The following is a 19,916-nucleotide window of genomic DNA, read 5'->3' on the forward strand; positions in this document are numbered from 1 at the left end:
CTCCTGGCGATCCGCCCGGGTCAGCTCACGAACCGGATGGTCATCGGATAGCGGTACCTCTCGCCCCGGCTCGCCGCCACCGTGGCGACGATCGCCATGATCAGCGACCCGATCCAGAGCAGGAGCATCAGCACGAACCCGACGAGCACGAACGCCAGGACGCAGCAGACCACGTAGGCGATCAGCACCGTGAGCTGGAAGTTGAGCGCCTCGGCGGCCTGGTCGCGCACGTAGGGCGAGCCGTCCCGCTTGGCCAGGTAGAGCACCAGCGGGCCGATGAAGGAGGTCAGCAGCCCCAGCAGGTGGGCCAGCAGGGCCATGGTGGTGTCGTCGCTGCCCGGCCGCGGCCCGTACGTCCCGGGCGGTGCCTGGTGGCCGTAGCCGGGCGGGGTGTACCCGTCGTACGGGTGGCCCGGCCGGTACGCGTCACCGGGACCGCCCGGCATGCCCGGAGCACCGGTGCCGTACGGGGGAGGGGCGGGCCGGTACGGGGAGCCGGACGGGTGACCGTACCCCTGGCCGTATCCCTGCTCGTATCCCTGTCCTCCGCCGTATCCCAGGCCGTACTCCTGGCCGTATCCCGGTCCCCGGTCGTGCCCCTGGGGCCATCCGTACCCCGGTTCCGTCGGCTCGTGGCCGCGCCCCGGCCCGGTGCGGTCCCGGTCGTCCGGCCCGTACCCCTGGTGCGGCGCGTCCCGGCCGGGCCCACCGGATCCACCGGGCCCACCGGTTCCGCCGGGCCCACCGACCCCACCGGATCCACCGGTCCATGCCGCGGGGTCGTCCATGCGCCGCGTCCGGTCGTCGCCGGGCCGATCCTCGGCGTTCTCGTTCATGTCCCCTCCCGGGGGTCGACGGCCTGCCCATCCTCGCCGGGAACCGTCACGAAGTCGATGAGTTCCTCGACCGGCCCCAGCAGGTCGGGTTCCAGGTCGGCGTAGGTCGTGACCGATCCGAGGATACGGCGCCACGCCTCGCCGGTCTCGACGTTCCAGCCCAGCGCGGCCACGACGCCCTCCTTCCAGGGCACGCCGCGCGGCACCGAGGGCCAGGCGGGGATCCGCAGCACCTGCGGCCTGACCGCCTGCCAGACGTCCACGAAGGGATGCCCGACGACCAGCACGTGCGGTGAGGAGACCTGGGCGGCGATCCGGCTCTCCTTGGAGCCGGGGACCAGGTGGTCGACGAGCACCCCCAGCCGGCGGCCGGGCCCCGGAGCGAACTCCTCGACGATGGAGGGCAGGTGGTCGACCCCCTCCAGGTACTCCACGACCACGCCCTCGACCCGCAGGTCGTGCCCCCAGACCTTCTCCACGAGGGCGGCGTCGTGCACGCCCTCGACGTAGATCCGACTCTCCCGGGCGACCTGGGCCCGCAGCCCCTCCACCGCGATGGACCCCGAGGCGCTCCGCCGCGGGCCGCGCGGCGCGGTGGCCGGCCGCACCAGGGTCACCACCTTGCCCTCCAGCAGGAACGCGGCCGGTTCCAGCGGGAAGACCCGCCGGCGCCCGAACCGGTCCTCCAGGGTGACGGCCTCCTTGTCGCAGGCCACCACGGCGCCGCAGAAGCCGCCGTCGGCGTCCTCGACGACCAGGTCGAGCTCGGCGGGGACCTGGGGGATCGTCCCCCGGCGGGGGCGCCGCCAGTCTTCCGCCAGAACGTCACGCTCGTACATCAACGACCGTCCACCCTCTCTCGCCGGGATCACGTGGGACGCTAGCAAAAGCCACCGTCACCTGCCGTACGGTCCCGATGCCGCCCACTGTCCCGCCGCCGCCGACGCCGCGGCGGACGCCTGGCGCTTGCGGGCGTTGCCCCGCTTCACCAGGACGACGATCGTCACGAGGATGGCCAGCAGGATGCCGACGCCGGGCACCGCGAACAGGGCGACCACCCCGCCCACCAGCGCTCCGGTGGCGAACTCCTGGCCCACGCCGAACCTGGTGCCCTCGTCCGGGTCGGCGGTGCAGGTCATCCGGTAGTCGCCCGCCCGGTCCACGCCGATCCGCAGGCCCAGCTCCCAGGAGATGCCGTTCGCCCCGGAGACGGTCGTCCGCCCGGCCGGCTTCTGCAGCCTCGGGGTGCCGGTGCCGCCCCTGAGGGAGCACTCGAACCGGGTGGGGCCCGCGGTGGAGACGTAGAGGGCGGGCCTGTCGGCGGGGTCGAGCCTGACCGTCGTCTCCTGGCCGGGGACGAACGACGTCTTGGGGGCGGACTCGGCCGCGTCGGAGAGACCACCGGCGAACCCGGCGATGCCGACGATGACGCTGAGCGCGGCGACCAGCCAGGCCCCGACGATCCACCCGATGCCGGGCTTGATCTTCCCGGTGGACGACGGTCCCTGCGGGACGCCGTACCCGGGAGGCGCGTGGCCGTAGGAGGGGTCCCCCTGGTAGGGCTGCTGCCCGCCCGGGTACGGCGGGTGGCCCTGCCCGCCCTGGTAGTAGGGCTGCTGCCCGGGCTGGCCGTAGGGTTGCTGCCCCGGCTGACCCGGCTGACCGGATTGACCGGGCTGGCCGTAGGGCTGCTGTCCCGGCTGGCCCGGCTGCCCCGGCTGGCCGTACGGCTGCGGGCCCGGCCGGCCGGGCCCGCCCCCGTACCCGGGCTGTCCGTACGGTTGCCCGCCGGGTGGGACATATGGCTGCTGGGAGGCACCGTGACCGGGGTCACCGGCCGCGCCCCCCGGGAAAGAACCAAAATCTTTGGACATATACGGATTGTGGTGGCTTCGCCTTGGATCGCGATAGCAGTTGACTTAACAACGGCTTGGCGGGACCATCCGCAGCTCTTGCTTATCGCGCCTTTCGCGCCGGGGCCGTACACTTGGCACTCGGGAACACAGAGTGCCAGACCTCGTGTTTCCCTCGGACGCAGGCAGGGAGGTGACCACGTTGGTCGACGACCGGAAGCTCGCGGTGCTACGCGCCATCGTCGAGGACTACGTGTCCACCAACGAGCCGGTGGGTTCCAAGGCGCTGGCGGACCGGCACAACCTGGGGGTCTCACCGGCGACGATCCGTAACGACATGGCCGTGCTGGAGGAACAGGGGTACATCGCCCAGCCCCACACCAGCGCCGGCCGAGTGCCCACCGACAAGGGGTACCGGCTCTTCGTCGACCGGCTGTCCCAGGTGAAACCGCTCTCCAGTGCCGAGCGCAAGGCCATCGAGAGCTTCCTGGCCGGGGCCGTGGACATCGACGACGTGGTCATGCGGACGGTGCGGCTGCTGGCCCAGCTGACCCGCCAGGTCGCCGTGGTGCAGTACCCGACGCTGACCAACTCGGCGGTCCGCCACGTCGAGCTGGTGCCGCTGAGCGAGCACCGGCTGATGTTCGTGCTGATCACCAACACCGGCCGGGTCGAGCAGCGGGTGGTCGAGCTGCCCGAGGTCGCCGACGAGCAGCGGGTGGCCCACCTGCGCGCGGTGCTCAACACCTCCCTGGACGGGTGCGGGCTCAGCGGCGTCCCCGACAGGGTCGCCGACCTGCCCGAGCGGCTGTCGCCCGAGGATCGGCCGCTCGCGGCCACGATCCTGTCGGTGCTGCTGGAGTCGCTGGTGGAGAAGCACGATGAGAAGATCGTTTTTGCCGGGGCCGCCAACCTGGCGGGAGCCGACTTCACGGTCGGCCTCCGCGACGTGCTGGAGGCCCTGGAGGAGCAGGTCGTGCTCATGCGGCTGCTCGGTGAGACCTCCGACCTGTCGGCGCTGACCGTGCGGATCGGCTCGGAGAACCCCTATACCGGACTCCAGGGCACGTCCATCGTCGCCGCCGGATACGGTTCTGGGGACAAGCAACTGGCCCGGCTCGGTGTGCTGGGCCCGACGCGTATGGACTACCCGGTCACGATGGGCGCGGTGCGCGCGGTGGCACGCTACGTCAGCCAGATTCTGGCTGCATCCTAAGAGGTCAACGAAAAGTGGCTAAGAGCGACTACTACGGCACCCTCGGGGTGCGCCGTGACGCCAGTGCGGAAGAGATCAAGAAGGCGTATCGCCGCCTGGCGCGAGAGCTGCATCCCGACGTCAACCCCGACCCTGAGACCCAGGAGCGGTTCAAGGAGATCACGCAGGCTTACGAGGTCCTCTCCGACTCCGGTAAGCGCCAGATGTACGACATGGGCGGCGACCCGTTCTCCTCGGGCGGCCCGGGGGCCGGAGGCTTCGGCGCGGGGTTCCCGTTCAGCGACATCATGGACGCCTTCTTCGGCGCCGCCGGTGCCGGAGGCGGCCGGGGGCCCCGTTCACGCGCCCGCCGCGGACGTAACGCCACCATCCGGGTCGAGCTGGACCTGCAGGAGTCGGGCTTCGGCACGACCCGCGAGCTGGTCGTCGACACCGCGGTGGTCTGCAAGGTCTGCACCGGCTCCGGTGCCGCCGCCGGGACCCACCCCGACACCTGTGACATGTGTCACGGACGCGGTGAGGTCTCCCAGGTCACCCGGTCCTTCCTCGGCCAGGTCATGACGTCGCGTCCCTGCCCCCAGTGCGGCGGCTTCGGCTCGATCATCCGCAACCCCTGCCAGGAGTGCTCGGGCGACGGCCGGGTCCGCACCCGGCGGACCATCAAGGTCCGCATCCCGGCCGGTGTCGAGGACGGCACCCACATCCAGCTCGCCGGTGAGGGCGAGGTCGGTCCCGGTGGCGGCCCCCCCGGCGACCTGTTCCTGGAGATCGTCGAGCGCCCCCACGAGACCTTCGAGCGGCGTGGCGACGACCTGCACTGCACCGTGCAGATCCCGATGGCCGCGGCGGCGCTCGGCACCATCCTGACCATGGAGACGCTGGACGGCGCCGAGGAGCTGGACATCCGACCCGGCACGCAGTCGGGGCAGACGATCCCGCTCTACGGCCGCGGGGTGCAGCGCCTGAACGAGACCGGCCGCGGCGACCTGCTGATCCACGTCAACGTGGAGACCCCCACCCGCCTGGACGCGGCCCAGGAGGAGCTCCTGAAGGAGCTCGCCAGGCTCCGCGGCGAGGAGCGCCCACCGGGCAAGTTCGCGCCCGGCCAGCAGAGCTTCTTCTCCCGCCTGCGGGACGCCTTCAACGGCCGCTGACGAGATGACCCGGACAGCGCTCCCACCGCTCCCACCGCTCCCACCGACCCGGCCGACCCGGACCCTGCTCCCTCGGTGGCCGGTCCGGCCGGCCGGACCGGCCGGGCGGGCCGGGCGGGCCCGGCCCGGCGCGTCATGAGCGTTCCGGTCTTCCTGGCCGAGCGCGCTGACCTCGCCGGGGCGGCCGGGACGGAGTTCGTGCTCGGCGGCCCCGAGGGGCGCCACGCGGCGGCCGTACGGCGGCTGCGGGCCGGGGAGCGGCTCGACCTGACCGACGGGGCGGGCCTCGTCGCCGAATGCGTGGTGGTCGAGTCCGGCAAGGACTCGCTCCGGGTCGAGGTGCTGCGCCGCCACGACCTGCCGGCGCCCTCCCCGCGGCTGGTCGTGGTCCAGGGGCTGCCCAAGGGCGACAGGGGCGAGCTGGCCGTGGAGATGATGACGGAGGCCGGGGTCGACGTGATCGTCCCCTGGGCCGCCGCCAGGTGCGTCACCCAGTGGAAGGGCGAGCGCGCGGCCAAGGCGCTGGCCCGCTGGCGCTCCACCGCCCGCGAGGCGGGCAAGCAGTCCCGCCGCTTCCACCTGCCGGAGGTGACGGAGCTCGCGACCACCCCGAAGGTCGCCGGTCTGCTCTCGGCCGCAGCGCTGGGCGTCGTCCTGCACGAGGAGGCGGCCCTTGCGCTGTCCGGCCTCGCGCTCCCCGCAGGGGGCGACATCGTCGTGGTGGTCGGCCCGGAGGGCGGGATCTCCCCGGAGGAGATCGCCGCGTTCCGGGAGGCCGAGGCGTCCCCGGTGCTGCTCGGCCCGACGGTGCTGCGCACCTCGACGGCCGGGGTCGTCGCGGCGGCGGTGCTCCAGGCCCGCACCGGCCGCTGGTGACCCGGGCCGCCGCCCCGCGACGCACGCCGGACGGCACCCGCCGCTTCACCGGCCCGCCGACGACACCAGCCCGCCGACGACACCGGCTCGCCGCTTCACCGGCCGGCCGGTGAAGCGGTCGGAAGGGACGGCCGGGACCGGCCCGGTGACGACGGCTAGGTGCCGGACGGGGTCGGGACGGGGGTGGCCGGCTCGGTCGGCGTCGGGGGCGACACCTCGTTGCCCGGCGAGCAGTCCTCCGTCGAGCAAGGGCTCTGCGTGGGCGTCGGCGTGGCCGTCGCCGAGGCCTCCTCGCACCACTCGGGGGGCTCTCCGCCCTCTCCGCCCTCGACGGGCTCGCCGTCCAGCGGGGTGGGGCAGGGGGGCGTCGGCGTGGGCCGGGGCTTCGCCGTCGTCGAGGTCGGCCTGGCGGACGGTTTCGGGCTCGCGGTGGCGCTCCTGGAGGACGTGGGCTCCGGCGCGGGCGGGGTCGCCGACCGGGAGACGATCGGGAGCGGGGCCGGGTTCGAGGCGGCCGGTGTCGAGGGGGCCGGGGGACGCGAGGTGGCCGACCCGTCGGGAGGGGTCGACTCGGTGAAGTTGACCTGCCCGGCGTCCACCGAGGGGATCACCCGCTCGCGGAGCTCGGGCACCACCATGACGACGGTGGACGCGACGAGGACGGCGCCCGCGACGGACACCCCGGCGCGCCACCACATCAGCCCGCGGATCCCGCGCCGTTCGATACGGGCGCGGATGATCTCCAGCCCGTCCGGGGAGGGAACGACCGAGTTCGCCTCCGCGTTGAGCGCACGGCGAAGGAGCTCGCCGTACTCATCCGGGGAGTCGGTCATGACAGTTGCTCCAGTGAGGTTCGTAGGGCGGCCATGCCGCGAGCCGTGTGGCTCTTGACCGCGCCCTTGCTGATGCCCATCGCGTGGGCGATCTGAGCCTCGGACAGATCTCCGTAGTAACGCAGGACCAGGGCCTCCCGCTGGCGTGCGGGCAGCCCGCGCAGCGCCTCGATGACGGCGGATCGTTCGAACTCGCCGATCGCGCCGTTCTCCGCGCTCGGCGCGTCGGGCATGCCCTTGGGCGCGTACTTCTCGACGACCGCCCGGTGCCGAAGCACCGAACGTGATCGGTTCACGACCGACTGTCGCAGGTAGGCCAGTGCCTTGTCGGTGTCGCGCAGTCGGCGCCAGGCGCCATGGATGGCGACGAACGCGTCCTGCACGACCTCCTCCGCGGTTGCCATGTCGCGGACGAGCAGGACGGCGAGCCGGACAAGAGACCGGTAGTGCGCGCTGTAGAGCGCGGTAACGGCCATGTCGGCATCCCATCCGACGGGCACCGCCCCGAGCGACCTGTCGGCCACGAGGGTCTCGGTGGTCACATCAGTGGGACGCTTGGCCTTCCCAGAGGGTTTACGCTCTTCCGGTTCATTAGGGGGCATGACCCAGTCGTGTCCTCGCCAGGCGGCCATATGGTGCTGCGCGCAAAGGGCTGTCGTGGTTGAAGTTTTGCACATCCACCATATCCGGGTGGATCTTTGTTTGCCGACCGGAACCATCACCGATTCGCAACGTCCTCGGCGGTAAGGTGCCTGCATGGTGAGCGAAGCCGACTGCCTGTTCTGCCGGATCGTGGCCGGAGAGATCCCCGCGAAGATCGTCCACGAGACCGACCGCACCGTGGCCTTCCGTGACGTCGATCCCCAGGCGCCGACCCACGTGCTGGTGATCCCCAGGGACCACCACCCGACCGTCGCGGCCCTGGCCGCCGCCGGTGGCGGCCTGGCCGAGGAGGTCCTCGCCGCCGCGCACGAGGCCGCCCGGCTGGAGGGCGTCGCCGAGACGGGCTACCGGCTGGTGTTCAACACCGGCCCCGAGGCCGGTCAGACCGTCTTCCACGTGCACGGACACGTGATCGGCGGGCGCGGGCTGAACTGGCCGCCCGGCTGAAAACCGATAGGCGCGATCGCCGCGATGGCGGATACCATGGCGGTGAAGTTCCGCGCCTATATCTGGAGGCGAACAGGCCGTAAGGCCCGCTCATGTCCGAGACAAACGATTCCAGCAGAACGCCGTCCAAGTCCAGGGGCTCCGGCCGCACCCAGGCGAAGGTGGTGATTCCGGACGATCAGTCGATGGTCAGCCTGCTGGGCTCGCGCGACGAGCTGTTGCGCGTCATCGAGGGCGCCTTCCGCGCCGACGTCCACGTCCGGGGCAACGAGATCACGATCACCGGAAGCCCCGAGGAGAGCAGCACCGTGGTGCGGCTCTTCGAGGAGATGTCCGAGCTCGTCCGGGGAGGCGCGCAGCTGACGGCGGACGCGGTCGAGCGCAGCATCGCCATGCTGCGGATGACCTCCGACCGTCCCGCCGAGGTGCTCTCGCTGGACATCATCTCCTCGCGGGGCCGGACCATCCGCCCGAAGACCGTGAACCAGAAGCGCTACGTCGACGCGATCGACAAGTACACCATCGTCTTCGGGATCGGCCCGGCGGGCACCGGCAAGACCTACCTCGCCATGGCGAAGGCCGTGAGGGCCCTCCAGGAGAAGAAGGTCAACCGGATCATCCTCACCCGTCCCGCGGTGGAGGCGGGCGAGCGGCTGGGCTTCCTGCCCGGCACGCTCTACGAGAAGATCGACCCCTACCTCCGGCCGCTGTACGACGCGCTGCACGACATGCTCGACCCCGACTCGATCCCCCGGCTGATGGCCGCGGGCACGATCGAGGTCGCGCCCCTGGCCTACATGCGCGGCCGTACGCTCAACGACGCCTACATCATCCTGGACGAGGCGCAGAACACCTCGCCGGAGCAGATGAAGATGTTCCTGACCCGGCTCGGCTTCAACTCGAAGATCGTCGTCACCGGTGACGTCACCCAGGTCGACCTTCCCGGGGGCACGCAGAGCGGCCTGCGGGTCGTCCAGGACATCCTCGACGGCGTCCACGACATCCACTTCTCCCGCCTGACCAGCGCCGACGTGGTGCGGCACAAGCTGGTGGGCGACATCGTGGACGCCTACGGGCGCTACGACGAGGCGCAGCGCCAGAGCGCGCCGCAGATCAAGGGAATGGCCGGCAAGCAGCGTCCCCGGGAGAGGACATGAGGGCGCTCGCGCCCGTCCCCGGGGGGCGCGGCGGCCGGGCAGCGGGAGACGGCCGATGAGCGTCGAGGTCAACAACGAGTCCGGCGTCGAGATCGACGAGGGCGGCATCGTCTCGCTGGCCGGGTACGTGCTGGAGCGGATGGGCATCAACCCGCTGGCCGAGCTGTCGATCCTGGTGGTCGACGAGGAGGCCATGTCCGTGCTGCACGAGCAGTGGATGGGCGAGCCGGGGCCCACGGACGTGCTCGCCTTCCCGATGGACGAGCTGCGCCCCGGCCCGGGCGCGGGCGCCCGGCAGGAGGGCGACGCGCCCACCGACCCGGCGCTCCTGGGCGACGTGGTGCTCTGCCCGCAGGTGGCCGCCAAGCAGGCGGCCGAGGCCGGTCACGGTACCGAGGCCGAGCTGGAGCTGCTGTGCACGCACGGCATCCTGCACCTGCTCGGCTACGACCACGCCGAGCCCGAGGAGCACAAGGAGATGTTCTCCCTGCAGGGAGAGCTTCTGGAGTCATGGCGGGAGGTGCGCACCCAGCGGTGAACCTCGCCAACGGGTGGTTGTTCTCGGCGATCCTGCTCGTCGTGGTCGGCGGGCTGATCGCCAGCGCGGAGACGGCCCTGACCCGCATCTCACGGGTCCGCGCGGAGGAGTTCGTCCGCGAAGGCCGGCGGGGCGCGGTGCGCCTGCAGGCCATCGTCGCCGACCCGCCGCGCTACCTGAACCTGCTGCTGCTGCTCCGGCTGAGCTGCGAGCTGATCGCCACGGTGATCGCCACGCTGCTCTTCATCGACTGGCTCGGCGACCAGGGCTGGGCCTACACCGCGGCCGCGGCCGTCATGATCGTCGTCAGCTACGTGATCGTCGGGGTCTCGCCCCGCACGCTGGGCCGCCAGCACGCCGAGCCGATCGCGCTCGCCAGCGCGCCCCTGGTGTACGGGCTGACCCGGATCTTCGGTCCCCTGCCCAAGCTGCTGATCCTGCTCGGCAACGCGGTGACGCCCGGCAAGGGCTTCCGCGAGGGGCCCTTCACCTCCGAGGCCGAGCTGCGCGACCTGGTCGACCTGGCCGAGGAGCGCAGGGTCATCGAGCCCGACGAGCGGGAGATGATCCACTCGGTCTTCGAGCTCGGGGACACCCTGGTCCGCGAGGTCATGGTGCCCCGTACCGACATGGTGTTCATCGAGCGCGGCAAGACGCTGAACCAGGCGCTCTCGCTCGCCCTGCGCAGCGGCTTCTCCCGGATCCCGGTGGTCGGCGAGAACGAGGACGACGTCATCGGCATCGCCTACCTCAAGGACATCGCGCGCCGGGTGCAGGACACCGGCGACGAGGGCCGCGCCGAACCGGTGGAGTCGCTGATGCGCCCGGCCACCTACGTGCCGGAGAGCAAGCCGATCGACCAGCTGCTGCGCGAGATGCAGGCGCGGCAGATCCACCAGGCCATCGTCATCGACGAGTACGGCGGCACGGCCGGTCTGGTCACCATCGAGGACATCCTGGAGGAGATCGTCGGGGAGATCGCCGACGAGTACGACCAGGAGGCCCCCCGGGTCGAGCCGCTGGAGGACGGGGCGGTGCGGGTGACCGCCAGGCTCCCGGTCGGCGACCTGGAGGACCTGTTCGGCATCGAGCTGGAGGTCGACGACGTCGAGACCGTCGGCGGCCTGCTGGCCCACGCCCTGGGCAGAGTGCCGATCGCCGGTTCCCAGGCCGTGGTCGGGGGGCTCAGCCTGACGGCCGAGAGCCTGGCCGGACGGCGCAACCGGATCGGCACGGTCCTGGTGACCAGGTTCGTGCCCGCGGAGGACGAGGCGGTCCCGGCACCCGCCGACCAGTGACGGTCCGCGCGCCGGCCGCACTCTCAAGTCACCGACAACCGTTCTGCAAGTCGCGCGCGGGATGCTTCTCACACGGCACCCGGTCGCGCGGGAGTCGGCGGGGGGACGTCCCGGTGCCCGGAGGGGTTCGCGGCGTCGAGGACGGCCCCGGGGGAGAAGAGTCGCGCAGTGCTCCGAGGCTGCTCTGCGCGGCTCGCTTGAGGGTGTTCTCGACCGTGAAATACGGTTGAGGACACCCTTAGGTGTTTCCTAAGGATTGCCGCTTTTGCCGACGGGGAAGGAAGCCAGTCGGCGGGGACGGAGACACTCCGCACATGACATTCGGGGGAACGGTCATGACGCGGGGGATGCGCATCGCGGTTTTCGCGGTCCTGTACGGGCTCGTCGGCGGGGTGACGGCCGGCTGCGCCGGATCACAGGAGGGCGCCGCGGACGGCGCCGTGGAGCTGAGGCGGCTGCGGGCGCTGCTCGACGAGGCCAGGGACCTGCCGGAGGGGTTCTCGACCCGCCCGCGTGACGGCTGGCAGGCCCCGTTCCGGCCGCTCGACGAGGACTGCCGCCTCGTCCTCGACGTCGCCGCGGGAAGGCCGCCGGAGCGGGCGCTCGGGGCGCGTGCGGCCGTGGCCTACCAGGGGGACGGGCTCGGGGAACTGGCCGGGTTCGCGCTGGCCTCCTACGGGGGCGACGACGCCGCGAGCCACTTCGACGCGCTCACCGACGCGCTGGCCGGCTGCCCGGTGGCGCGCGCCCGGATGGCGGGCAGGAGCACCGCCCTGCGCGTCTCCGGCCTGGACCTGGAGGGGGTCGACGGCGAGATCCAGGCCAGGAGGCTGAGCGGCAGGCTGAACGGTTACCCGTACGAGATCCACCTGGTCTTCGCGGTCAGCGGTCGCACGCTGGTCTCCCTGGTGCACGCCGGGGTCCGGGACGTCGACGCCGCGCGCACCCGCGAGCTGGCCGGCCTGCTGGTCGACGAGGTCGCCGCCTGATCCCGGTGGTCGCGACGGGGCCGGGGCGGTCCCGTGTCGCCCGGACGCCGGGGGCTGAATACCCTTGTGCCGTGAGCGACGCGACCCTCGACCCCGAGGACAACAAGATCATCGTGCTGGCCCGTTCCGCCCGCGCCCGTAACGGCGCCGCCGAGGGCGCGGCCGTACGGGACGAGACCGGCAGGACCTACGCGGCGACCAACGTGGCGCTGCCGTCGCTGACGCTGTCGGCGCTCCAGGTCGCCGTGGCGATGGCGGTGTCCAGCGGGGCGGAGTCGCTGGAGGCCGCAGCCCTGGTCACCGCGGGCGAGGGGCCCTCCGAGGCCGACGGCCGGGTGGTCCGCGAGCTCGGCGGCCGGACCGTGCTGGTGGCCGGCCTGGACGGAACGCCGCGTCAGAGCTGAGTCCGGCATCGGGGACAATGGTTGACGTGAGTTCCTCAGCTGTTGATTTCCATGCCGGTTTCGCCTGCTTCGTCGGCCGGCCCAACGTCGGCAAGTCCACGCTGATGAACGCGTTGGTCGGCACGAAGGTGGCGATCACCTCCTCCAAGCCCCAGACGACCCGCCGGGCCATCCGCGGCATCGTGCACCGCCCCGACTCCCAGCTCATCATCGTCGACACGCCGGGCCTGCACCGGCCCCGCACGCTCCTGGGCGAGCGGCTGGACAGCCTGGTGCTGTCCACCCTCACCGAGGTCGACGTGATCGGCTTCTGCGTGCCCGCCAACGAGCCCGTCGGCAAGGGGGACCGGTTCATCGCGGAGAAGCTCGCGGGCATCAAGAAGACCCCGGTGGTCGCCGTGGTCACCAAGTGCGACCTGGCGACCCGGGAACAGATCGCCGAGCAGCTGCTCGCGGTCTCCGGGCTCGCCGACTTCGACGACATCGTCCCGGTCTCCGGGCGCTCCGGCGAGCAGCTCGACGTGCTGGCCGACGTGCTGGTCCGGCGTCTGCCGCAGAGCCCGCCCCTGTACGAGGGCGGGCAGCTCACCGACGAACCCGAGCAGGTCCTGGTGGGCGAGCTGATCCGGGAGGCGGCGCTGGAGGGCGTCCGCGACGAGCTGCCGCACTCGATCGCGGTCGTCGTCGACGAGATGCTGCCCAGGGAGGGGCGTGACGACCTGCTGGACATCTACGCCCACATGTTCGTCGAGCGGCCGTCCCAGAAGGCCATCGTGATCGGGCACAAGGGGTCACGGCTCAAGGACGTCGGCAGCCGTGCCCGGACGCAGATCGAGGCGCTTCTGGGCACCCGCGTCTACCTCGACCTGCGGATCAGCGTCGCCAAGGACTGGCAGCGCGACCCCAAGCAGCTCCGCCGCCTGGGCTTCTACGACTGACGGACCGGGCATCGTCCCCGGGCGCCGTCCCGGCGGGCACCGGCCGCCGTCTCACGGCGCGGGCCGCGGTCTCCGGGCGCCGGGCCGTCGTGCCGTACGCCGGGTGCCGTCCCCGAACGTCGTTTCGAGGCGCGGGCCGCCACGCTCAACCGTGGCCGTTGACCTTCCCCTCTCCCTCCTCCAGCCGCCGTCGCAGCTCGACCGCGTCCCGGCCCAGGGCGGAGACCAGGGTGCCGGGACCGGCCAGCGGGAGGACGGCCCAGCCGTCCCCGGTCACGGCCTCCGGTGCCCTGCCGGTGATCAGGGTGCTCCCCACGCACCGGGCGTCGCCGTAGACGGCGGAACTGCCGTCGATCTCCGGGTCGCCCACCACGAACTCCTGCCGGAGCAGCGGAACCCCGCCGAGGACGGCGTCGAAGCGCGAGTGACAGCGGCCGGGCCGCTCGCCGTACCGGCCGAAGACGATCTCCTCGCGCCAGTGCACCCGGGCGTCCTCGGCCAGCTCCAGCCGGACGACCAGGCGGTGCCGGCAGCCCGCGGCGAGAACCGTCGGCTCGGGCGCGAACAGCAGGCGGGCACCGGCGCCGACCCGGGCGGTGACCGTCGTCACGGACTCGGCGTCCGTGGAGCCGGGCAGCACCAGCGTGCTCGCCACCGACCGCACCTCCAGCGCGGTGCCCGGCGCGACCTCGATGTCGAGGGCCAGGTCGTCCCCGCCCAGCGGGCCCGCAGCGGTGGAGACCAGGTGGACCCGGCCCGGCGCGGTGCTCCGTACCGTGATCGGCGGGCTGGACCGCATGGTCGCCAGGACGGTCCGGCCGCCGGTGTCCCGGGCGGTGACGATCGCCGCGCGCGCCCTCATCGACCGCCGTCCCGGCCGCCCGGCCACCGGAGGGTGAGGGCCCTGCGCGGCAGGACCCGGCGAAGGGGGACCCTGCGAAAGAGGACCTTGCGCGGGAGGGGTTTGCGCGGCGGAACTCTGCGGGGCGGGGGCGCGGCCGGGGCCGGGGTCGGGGACCCGGCCGGGGGTGCGGCCGGGCGTGGGGAGCGTCGCGGAGGACGGGACGCGGAAGGTGAGGGAGCCGGGGTCGAGGGCGGACACGGGATCAGGCGTGCGAGTGCTCGTGGGCCCAGGACTCGACGAGGCCGCTGACCCACTCGGAGACCGCGTACGCGTTCGGATCCTCCCGGATGGAGGTGAACAGTACGGGCCTGCCCTCCCGTACGGCCGCCGCGTCGCGTGACATGACCGTGAGGTCGGCGCCGACCATGGGGGCCAGATCGGTCTTGTTGACCACCAGCAGGTCGGCCGTGGTCACGCCGGGACCGCCCTTGCGGGGGACCTTGTCGCCACCGGACACGTCCAGCACGAAGATCTGCCGGTCGGCCAGGCCCCGGCTGAAGGTGGCCGTGAGGTTGTCGCCGCCGCTCTCCACGATCACCAGGTCCAGCGGGCCGAAGCGCTCCTCCAGGGTCTCCACCGCGTCGAGGTTGGCCGCGATGTCGTCGCGGATCGCGGTGTGCGGGCAGCAGCCCGTCTGCACGGCGGCGATCCGTTCCGGGTCGAGCACCCCGGCCCTGCGCAGGAAGTCGGCGTCCTCGGTGGTGTAGATGTCGTTGGTCACCACGCCCAGGCGCATGGCCGGGCCGAGGGTGCGGCACAGCGCCGCGGTCAGCGCGGTCTTGCCGCTGCCGACCGGGCCCCCGATCCCCAGGCGCAGGGCGCGGCCGTGCGGGTCGGCCGCGTGGTGATGGTCGTCATGGTTGGCGCCCACGGGGGTCACCGTCCTTCCAGATGGTCGTCAGGAGACGAAAAGCCGTAGATCCGCGCGGACATGGCGTTCGGCGAGCAGGTCGAGGGCCGGGGCGGCGTGCGCGGGCAACGCCTCCCAGCCCTCCGGGCCGTGGCGGGCACGGGGGTCACAGGGGTCACAGGGGTCGCGGGGACCCGGGGTGACGGTGGCCGCGACCCGTTCCAGGGCGGGGGCGAGGTCGGCGAGCAGCCGGTGGACGGCCACCGGGTCGAGGCCCAGCAGCCGGACCGCCGCGGTGGCGGGCGCGGTGACCGAGGTGTACGCCGCCGCCAGGGCGGCCTCGGCCGGGGAGCATCCTGCCACCGCCGCCACCGCGCCGAGCGCGAGGGGGTGGTGGACGCCCCGGGGTACGGCCCCGGCCTGCGCGTCGAGCACCGGTGACGGCCAGATCCTCCGGGAGGTCCGCAGCAGCAGCCTGCCCTGGGTGCGGCTCGCCTCCCGCTGGGCGGGCGAGGAGATCCTGGCGTCGGCCTCGGCGTCCAGCCGCGTCCACCCGGCACCGTCCGCCACGGGCGCGCCGGAAGCGGCGCCCGGGGGATCGGCGGCGAGATGCGCGGCGTCGGGAGGGAGGTGCGCGGCATCGGGAGGAACGCCGTCCGGACGCGCGGCGTCCGCGGGGCCCGAGGCCAGTTGGGCGGCGAACTCGCAGGCCGCGGCGGCCAGGGCGGCCGTCACCAGGCCCGCGGTGGCCAGGCGGCCCCGCAGGAAGGCGGCCAGGCCGGGCAGGTCCCCGACCGCGCCGATCCTGACCGCCTCCTCCACCCCTCCCGAGTGCCCGTGACCTCCCGCGGGCAGCCGGGAGTCGGCCAGGAGCAGCAGGGCGGCGTTCATGCTCCGGGTCCTCCTTCGACGTGACGGGCGGGCGGTGCGGTCAGAACAGGAAGTAGCGCTGGGTCATCGGCAGGGTCTCCGCCGGGGCGGGTTCGACCAGGTCCCCGTCGACGCTGACCGCGAAGGTGTCGGGGTCCACCTCGATCCTGGGCATGGCGTCGTTGAGCGGCATGCTCTCCTTGCCCCGGCGGCGCACGTCGGCCACCGGCAGCAGGCGCCTGCGCACGGCCAGGCGGTCGGCGAGGCCGTCCTCGATGGCCAGCGGGGCGACGAAGTGGACCGACGTGGCCGCTGCGGTGACCGGGGCCGCGCCGAACATCGGGCGCGGCATCACCGGCTGCGGGGTCGGGATGGAGGCGTTGGCGTCGCCCATCTGCGCGTAGGCGATGACCCCGCCCTTGACCACCAGGTCCGGCTTGACGCCGAAGAACGCCGGGTCCCACAGCACCAGGTCGGCCAGCTTGCCCGGCTCCACCGAGCCGACCTCGTCGTCCAGACCGTGGGCCACGGCCGGGCAGATCGTGTACTTGGCCACGTAGCGGCGGGCGCGGAGGTTGTCGGCGGGGCCGTCGCCGGGCAGCGCGCCCCGGCGGCGCTTCATCACGTGCGCGGTCTGCCAGGTCCGGATGATCGTCTCGCCCACCCGGCCCATCGCCTGCGAGTCCGAGCCGATCATCGAGATCGCGCCCATGTCGTGCAGGACGTCCTCGGCGGCCATCGTGGAGGGCCGGATCCGGGACTCGGCGAAGGCCAGGTCCTCGGGGATGGACGGGTTGAGGTGGTGGCAGACCATCAGCATGTCGAGGTGCTCGTCGAGCGTGTTGACGGTGTGCGGGCGGGTCGGGTTCGTCGAGGACGGCAGGATGTTGCCGTAGGAGGCTACCCGGATGATGTCCGGCGCGTGACCGCCCCCGGCGCCCTCGGTGTGGTACGCGTGGATCGTCCGGTCCCCGATGGCGGCCAGCGTCGACTCCACGAACCCGGCCTCGTTGAGGGTGTCGGTGTGGATCGTGACCTGGGTGCCGGTGGCGTCGGCGACCGACAGGCAGGCGTCGATGGCGGCCGGGGTGGTGCCCCAGTCCTCGTGCAGCTTGAAGCCCGACGCCCCGGCGCGGAGCTGTTCGAGCAGTCCCTCGCCGCTGACCGTGTTGCCCTTGCCCAGGAGCGCGACGTTGATCGGGTAGGAGTCGAGCGACTCCAGCATCCGGGCCAGGTACCAGGTGCCGGTGACGGTGGTGGCCTTGGTGCCCTCGGCGGGTCCGGTGCCACCGCCCACGATGGTCGTGACCCCCGCGGCGAGGGCCTCGTCGAGGATCTGCGGGCAGATCAGGTGGACGTGGGAGTCGATCGCCCCGGCGGTCACGATCTTCCCGTTGCCCGCGAGGATCTCCGTCGAGGGGCCGATGACCAGGTCGGGGTGGACGCCGTCCATGGTGTCGGGGTTCCCGGCCTTGCCGAGGGCGACGATCCGCCCGTCCCTGATCCCGATGTCGGCCTTGACCACGCCCCAGTGGTCCAGGATCACCGCGCCGGTGATCACCAGGTCGGGGGAGCCCTCCGCCCTGGTGGTCCTGGCCTGTCCCATCGACTCCCGGATCACCTTGCCGCCGCCGAAGACGGCCTCGTCGCCCGCCCCGGCCGGGCCCGTCGACAGGTCCTCGGTGACCTCGACGAGCAGGTCGGTGTCGGCCAGCCTGATCCGGTCCCCGACGGTGGGGCCGTAGAGCGCGGCGTAGCGGGATCGGTCAATGAACACGGGGGCTCCCGTCGAGAGGTCCGGCCCACTCCGGGCGGAGGCCGGGGACGATCCGCGACCCGCCGATCGGCACCAGGGTCACGTCGCGCTCCACGCCGGGCTCGAAACGCACCGCGGTCCCGGCCGGTACGTCCAGCCGGGTGCCCCAGGCCGCCCGGCGGTCGAACTCCAGGCCGGGGTTGCACGCGGCGAAGTGGTAGTGCGAGCCGACCTGGACGGGCCGGTCGGCGGTGTTGACGACGCGGACGACGATCCGCTCGCGTCCCGGGTTGAGCGGGACGGGCGCGTCGCCGTACAGGATCTCGCCGGGTGTCATCGGGGCTCACCGCTCCTCGGGTCGCGGGGTCGGCCGGCGCTCGGGTGATCGCCGGCGTTCACGGCCGCGTCCACCGGGTGGCCCGCGTCCGCGGGACGGCCGGTGTTCACGGGATCGGCCGGTGGACGGTGACGAGCTTGGTGCCGTCGGGGAAGGTGGCCTCGATCTGCACCGACGGCAGCATCTCGGGCACCCCCTCCATGACGTCGTCACGGGAGAGCACCGTGCGTCCCGCCTCCATCAGCTCGGCGACGCTGCGCCCGTCCCTCGCCCCCTCCATCAGGAAGGACGCGATGATCGCCGTGGCCTCGGGATGGTTGAGCCGGAGACCACGTGACCTGCGGTCGCGGGCGACCCCGGCGGCGACGTGGATGAGCAGGCGTTCCTGCTCGTGTGGTGTGAGCCGCATTCCCGGACCATAGGAACCGGCGGTTTCCATGGTGTTGCACGTCGATGTCGTGCCGGTTTCCAGGTGCCGCGACCCTCCCGAACCGGGGGGAACCGCCTTCCGGGACCCCTCCGCGGAAGGGCTCGCCGCATCTGTCGACGTAGATATCACGAAACGGCGGAACCGGCGGAACGGGCGGGGTGAATTCCGCGCCGCCATCTCCTGTCACGCCGGTGAAATCCCGGCCATCCGCAATTAACAACCGCGAACTCACCGGGAAACCTCACTCCGTCACCTTGGCGGCAGATAGATCGGTGCGGGGGCCGTACCGGCCAAGGAGGAAAGTCAATGAGGAACACAGCATGGCGTTCCGCGGCGCTCGTCGCCGCGCTGGCCACAGCCCTGACCGCCTGCGGCGGTGAGGCCCCCGCGGACAGGAACGCCGCCTCCGTCGGAGGCGGCGACGCGGACGGCATCAAGGTCGGCATCCTGCACTCGCTGAGCGGCACCATGGCCATCAGCGAGGTGACGGTCAGGGACGCCGAGCTGCTCGCCGTCGAGGAGATCAACGCCGCCGGGGGAGTGCTCGGCAAGAAGCTGATCCCGGTGGTGGAGGACGGCGCCTCCGACTGGCCCACCTTCGCGGAGAAGGCCACCAAGCTCATCCGCCAGGACAAGGTCGCCACCACCTTCGGCGGGTGGACCTCGGCCAGCCGCAAGGCGATGCTCCCGGTCTTCGAGCGGAGCAAGGCCCTGCTGTGGTACCCGGTGCAGTACGAGGGCCTGGAGAGCTCGCCCTACATCTTCTACACCGGGGCCACCACCAACCAGCAGATCATCCCGGGCCTGGACTACCTCAAGGAGCAGGGCAAGAAGAAGATCTTCCTGGTCGGCAGCGACTACGTCTTCCCGCGCACCGCCAACAAGATCATCAAGGCGTACGCGGCCGCGAACGGCATGGAGGTCCTCGGCGAGGAGTACACCCCGCTGGGCCACACCGAGTACAGCACGCTGACCAACAAGGTCGTCCAGGCCAAGCCCGACGCCGTCTTCAACACCCTCAACGGCGACAGCAACGTCGCCTTCTTCAAGCAGCTCGCCAGCGCCGGGGTCACCGCGAAGGACATGCCCGTGCTCTCGGTGAGCGTCGCCGAGGAGGAGGTCAAGGGCATCGGCGTCGACAACATCGCCGGCCACCCGGTCGCCTGGAACTACTACCAGACCACCGAGACCCCGGCGAACGAGAAGTTCGTCGCCGCCTTCAAGGCCAAGTACGGCGCCGACAAGGTCACCTCCGACCCGATGGAGGCCGGCTACAACGCCGTCTACCTCTGGGCCGAGGCCGCGAAGAAGGCCGGGACCGTCGAGGTCGAGGCCGTCAGGAAGGCCGCCGGGGGCATCGCCCTGGAGCGCCCCGAGGGCCTGGTCACCATCGACGGCGAGAACCAGCACCTGTACAAGACCGCCCGGATCGGGGTGATCCAGCCCGACGGCCTCATCAAGGAGGTCTGGAACTCCGGTGAGCCGATCAAGCCCGACCCCTACCTCAAGGGTTACCCCTGGGCGAGCGGCCTGGCCGACGGCTGATCCCCACAGACCGGCTCCGGAC

22 protein-coding genes are annotated in these 19,916 nt (G+C 72.3%); 11 read left to right on the forward strand and 11 right to left on the reverse strand.

Annotated elements, in window-relative coordinates; genetic code table 11:
• Nucleotides 1–20: 20 nt before the first annotated feature.
• Genes ACIBCT_RS21600 through ACIBCT_RS21610 form a run of 3 tightly spaced genes read right to left on the reverse strand, consistent with a single transcriptional unit; the run spans nt 21 to nt 2,710 of the window.
• Entirely contained in the window at nt 21–836 is an 816-nt protein-coding gene (locus ACIBCT_RS21600) for a DUF4870 domain-containing protein (protein WP_399191110.1), read from the reverse strand.
• On the reverse strand, nt 833–1,675 hold the full coding sequence (locus ACIBCT_RS21605) for a DUF3097 domain-containing protein (protein WP_399191112.1): 843 nt from the start codon (nt 1,673–1,675) through the stop codon (nt 833–835). The genes ACIBCT_RS21600 and ACIBCT_RS21605 overlap by 4 nt, the downstream gene beginning before the upstream one ends.
• A 57-nt stretch (nt 1,676–1,732) precedes the next feature.
• The gene (locus tag ACIBCT_RS21610) at nt 1,733–2,710 is read right to left on the reverse strand and encodes a hypothetical protein (RefSeq protein WP_399191114.1); all 978 of its coding nucleotides are present in this window, start codon (nt 2,708–2,710) and stop codon (nt 1,733–1,735) included.
• Between the two features lie 181 nt (nt 2,711–2,891).
• Here ACIBCT_RS21610 and hrcA point away from each other — a divergent pair, with 181 nt between their 5' ends.
• From hrcA to ACIBCT_RS21625, 3 genes are all read left to right on the forward strand, one after another.
• Nucleotides 2,892–3,905 carry a heat-inducible transcriptional repressor HrcA gene (gene hrcA / locus ACIBCT_RS21615; RefSeq protein WP_344905420.1) on the forward strand — a complete coding sequence of 338 codons (1,014 nt, stop codon included), beginning with the start codon at nt 2,892–2,894 and terminating at the stop codon, nt 3,903–3,905.
• Nucleotides 3,906–3,919: 14 nt separating this feature from the next.
• Nucleotides 3,920–5,059: a molecular chaperone DnaJ gene (gene dnaJ, locus ACIBCT_RS21620; RefSeq protein WP_399191116.1), complete on the forward strand. Its 1,140-nt coding sequence runs from the start codon at nt 3,920–3,922 to the stop codon at nt 5,057–5,059.
• A gap of 135 nt (nt 5,060–5,194) precedes the next feature.
• Entirely contained in the window at nt 5,195–5,935 is a 741-nt protein-coding gene (locus tag ACIBCT_RS21625; protein WP_399191118.1) for a 16S rRNA (uracil(1498)-N(3))-methyltransferase, read from the forward strand.
• 155 nt (nt 5,936–6,090) lie between these two features.
• Here the strand turns inward: ACIBCT_RS21625 and ACIBCT_RS21630 are convergent, their stop codons facing one another.
• Together ACIBCT_RS21630 and ACIBCT_RS21635 are read right to left on the reverse strand one after the other, a co-directional pair.
• Complete coding sequence (locus tag ACIBCT_RS21630) at nt 6,091–6,768, reverse strand: hypothetical protein (RefSeq protein WP_399191120.1); 678 nt, start codon at nt 6,766–6,768, stop codon at nt 6,091–6,093.
• Nucleotides 6,765–7,244 (reverse strand): SigE family RNA polymerase sigma factor, encoded by a 480-nt coding sequence (locus ACIBCT_RS21635; protein WP_043655278.1) that lies wholly within the window; start codon nt 7,242–7,244, stop codon nt 6,765–6,767. Before ACIBCT_RS21635 ends, ACIBCT_RS21630 begins: the two co-directional genes overlap by 4 nt.
• 283 nt (nt 7,245–7,527) lie before the next feature.
• Between ACIBCT_RS21635 and ACIBCT_RS21640 the strand changes: the two genes are divergently transcribed.
• The 7 genes from ACIBCT_RS21640 (at nt 7,528) to era (ending at nt 13,202) form a co-directional block, all read left to right on the forward strand.
• Complete coding sequence (locus tag ACIBCT_RS21640; protein ID WP_399191277.1) at nt 7,528–7,878, forward strand: histidine triad nucleotide-binding protein; 351 nt, start codon at nt 7,528–7,530, stop codon at nt 7,876–7,878.
• Between the two features lie 92 nt (nt 7,879–7,970).
• Nucleotides 7,971–9,035, forward strand: coding sequence for a PhoH family protein (locus ACIBCT_RS21645; RefSeq protein ID WP_399191122.1), 1,065 nt, complete (start codon nt 7,971–7,973; stop codon nt 9,033–9,035).
• A 55-nt stretch (nt 9,036–9,090) separates the two neighbouring features.
• Nucleotides 9,091–9,573: an rRNA maturation RNase YbeY gene (ybeY, locus tag ACIBCT_RS21650; RefSeq protein ID WP_399191124.1), complete on the forward strand. Its 483-nt coding sequence runs from the start codon at nt 9,091–9,093 to the stop codon at nt 9,571–9,573.
• Complete coding sequence (locus tag ACIBCT_RS21655; protein ID WP_399191126.1) at nt 9,546–10,871, forward strand: hemolysin family protein; 1,326 nt, start codon at nt 9,546–9,548, stop codon at nt 10,869–10,871. The genes ybeY and ACIBCT_RS21655 overlap by 28 nt, the downstream gene beginning before the upstream one ends.
• A gap of 347 nt (nt 10,872–11,218) precedes the next feature.
• Nucleotides 11,219–11,860, forward strand: coding sequence for a hypothetical protein (locus tag ACIBCT_RS21660; RefSeq protein ID WP_399191128.1), 642 nt, complete (start codon nt 11,219–11,221; stop codon nt 11,858–11,860).
• A 71-nt stretch (nt 11,861–11,931) separates the two neighbouring features.
• The gene (locus ACIBCT_RS21665; RefSeq protein WP_399191130.1) at nt 11,932–12,264 is read left to right on the forward strand and encodes a cytidine deaminase; all 333 of its coding nucleotides are present in this window, start codon (nt 11,932–11,934) and stop codon (nt 12,262–12,264) included.
• A gap of 17 nt (nt 12,265–12,281) precedes the next feature.
• The gene (era, locus tag ACIBCT_RS21670; protein ID WP_399191132.1) at nt 12,282–13,202 is read left to right on the forward strand and encodes a GTPase Era; all 921 of its coding nucleotides are present in this window, start codon (nt 12,282–12,284) and stop codon (nt 13,200–13,202) included.
• A gap of 145 nt (nt 13,203–13,347) precedes the next feature.
• On the opposite strand, the gene ACIBCT_RS21675 is transcribed toward era, so the two are convergent.
• The 6 genes from ACIBCT_RS21675 to ACIBCT_RS21700 form a co-directional block, all read right to left on the reverse strand.
• On the reverse strand, nt 13,348–14,064 hold the full coding sequence (locus ACIBCT_RS21675) for an urease accessory protein UreD (protein ID WP_399191134.1): 717 nt from the start codon (nt 14,062–14,064) through the stop codon (nt 13,348–13,350).
• A gap of 244 nt (nt 14,065–14,308) precedes the next feature.
• Nucleotides 14,309–14,977 (reverse strand): urease accessory protein UreG, encoded by a 669-nt coding sequence (gene ureG, locus ACIBCT_RS21680; RefSeq protein WP_344904875.1) that lies wholly within the window; start codon nt 14,975–14,977, stop codon nt 14,309–14,311.
• 27 nt (nt 14,978–15,004) lie between these two features.
• Nucleotides 15,005–15,847, reverse strand: coding sequence for an urease accessory protein UreF (locus ACIBCT_RS21685; protein WP_399191136.1), 843 nt, complete (start codon nt 15,845–15,847; stop codon nt 15,005–15,007).
• Nucleotides 15,848–15,887: 40 nt separating this feature from the next.
• A complete protein-coding gene (locus ACIBCT_RS21690; RefSeq protein ID WP_399191138.1) occupies nt 15,888–17,603 on the reverse strand; it encodes an urease subunit alpha in 1,716 nt (571 codons plus the stop codon).
• The gene (locus ACIBCT_RS21695; RefSeq protein ID WP_399191140.1) at nt 17,593–17,919 is read right to left on the reverse strand and encodes an urease subunit beta; all 327 of its coding nucleotides are present in this window, start codon (nt 17,917–17,919) and stop codon (nt 17,593–17,595) included. The genes ACIBCT_RS21690 and ACIBCT_RS21695 overlap by 11 nt, the downstream gene beginning before the upstream one ends.
• 106 nt (nt 17,920–18,025) lie before the next feature.
• Nucleotides 18,026–18,328, reverse strand: a complete 303-nt coding sequence (locus ACIBCT_RS21700) for an urease subunit gamma (protein ID WP_399191142.1) — start codon at nt 18,326–18,328, stop codon at nt 18,026–18,028.
• A gap of 327 nt (nt 18,329–18,655) precedes the next feature.
• On the opposite strand from ACIBCT_RS21700, the gene urtA reads away from it, so the two are divergent.
• On the forward strand, nt 18,656–19,894 hold the full coding sequence (urtA, locus tag ACIBCT_RS21705; protein WP_399191144.1) for an urea ABC transporter substrate-binding protein: 1,239 nt from the start codon (nt 18,656–18,658) through the stop codon (nt 19,892–19,894).
• The last annotated feature ends 22 nt before the right edge of the window (nt 19,895–19,916 follow it).

This window comes from Streptosporangium sp. NPDC050855 (genome assembly GCF_044456585.1).
GTDB classification, from domain to species: domain Bacteria; phylum Actinomycetota; class Actinomycetes; order Streptosporangiales; family Streptosporangiaceae; genus Streptosporangium; species Streptosporangium longisporum.

What these genes read in the sequence shown, in the direction of transcription:
- ACIBCT_RS21600 (WP_399191110.1), bottom strand. Translation starts at nt 836, where the DNA reads ATGAACGAGAACGCCGAGGATCGGCCCGGCGACGACCGGACGCGGCGC.
- ACIBCT_RS21605 (WP_399191112.1), bottom strand. Translation starts at nt 1,675, where the DNA reads ATGTACGAGCGTGACGTTCTGGCGGAAGACTGGCGGCGCCCCCGCCGG.
- ACIBCT_RS21610 (WP_399191114.1), bottom strand. Translation starts at nt 2,710, where the DNA reads ATGTCCAAAGATTTTGGTTCTTTCCCGGGGGGCGCGGCCGGTGACCCC.
- ACIBCT_RS21625 (WP_399191118.1), top strand. Translation starts at nt 5,195, where the DNA reads ATGAGCGTTCCGGTCTTCCTGGCCGAGCGCGCTGACCTCGCCGGGGCG.
- ACIBCT_RS21630 (WP_399191120.1), bottom strand. Translation starts at nt 6,768, where the DNA reads ATGACCGACTCCCCGGATGAGTACGGCGAGCTCCTTCGCCGTGCGCTC.
- ACIBCT_RS21635 (WP_043655278.1), bottom strand. Translation starts at nt 7,244, where the DNA reads ATGGCCGTTACCGCGCTCTACAGCGCGCACTACCGGTCTCTTGTCCGG.
- ACIBCT_RS21645 (WP_399191122.1), top strand. Translation starts at nt 7,971, where the DNA reads ATGTCCGAGACAAACGATTCCAGCAGAACGCCGTCCAAGTCCAGGGGC.
- ybeY (WP_399191124.1), top strand. Translation starts at nt 9,091, where the DNA reads ATGAGCGTCGAGGTCAACAACGAGTCCGGCGTCGAGATCGACGAGGGC.
- ACIBCT_RS21655 (WP_399191126.1), top strand. Translation starts at nt 9,546, where the DNA reads ATGGCGGGAGGTGCGCACCCAGCGGTGAACCTCGCCAACGGGTGGTTG.
- ACIBCT_RS21660 (WP_399191128.1), top strand. Translation starts at nt 11,219, where the DNA reads ATGCGCATCGCGGTTTTCGCGGTCCTGTACGGGCTCGTCGGCGGGGTG.
- era (WP_399191132.1), top strand. Translation starts at nt 12,282, where the DNA reads ATGGTTGACGTGAGTTCCTCAGCTGTTGATTTCCATGCCGGTTTCGCC.
- ACIBCT_RS21675 (WP_399191134.1), bottom strand. Translation starts at nt 14,064, where the DNA reads ATGAGGGCGCGCGCGGCGATCGTCACCGCCCGGGACACCGGCGGCCGG.
- ACIBCT_RS21685 (WP_399191136.1), bottom strand. Translation starts at nt 15,847, where the DNA reads ATGAACGCCGCCCTGCTGCTCCTGGCCGACTCCCGGCTGCCCGCGGGA.
- ACIBCT_RS21695 (WP_399191140.1), bottom strand. Translation starts at nt 17,919, where the DNA reads ATGACACCCGGCGAGATCCTGTACGGCGACGCGCCCGTCCCGCTCAAC.
- ACIBCT_RS21700 (WP_399191142.1), bottom strand. Translation starts at nt 18,328, where the DNA reads ATGCGGCTCACACCACACGAGCAGGAACGCCTGCTCATCCACGTCGCC.
- urtA (WP_399191144.1), top strand. Translation starts at nt 18,656, where the DNA reads ATGAGGAACACAGCATGGCGTTCCGCGGCGCTCGTCGCCGCGCTGGCC.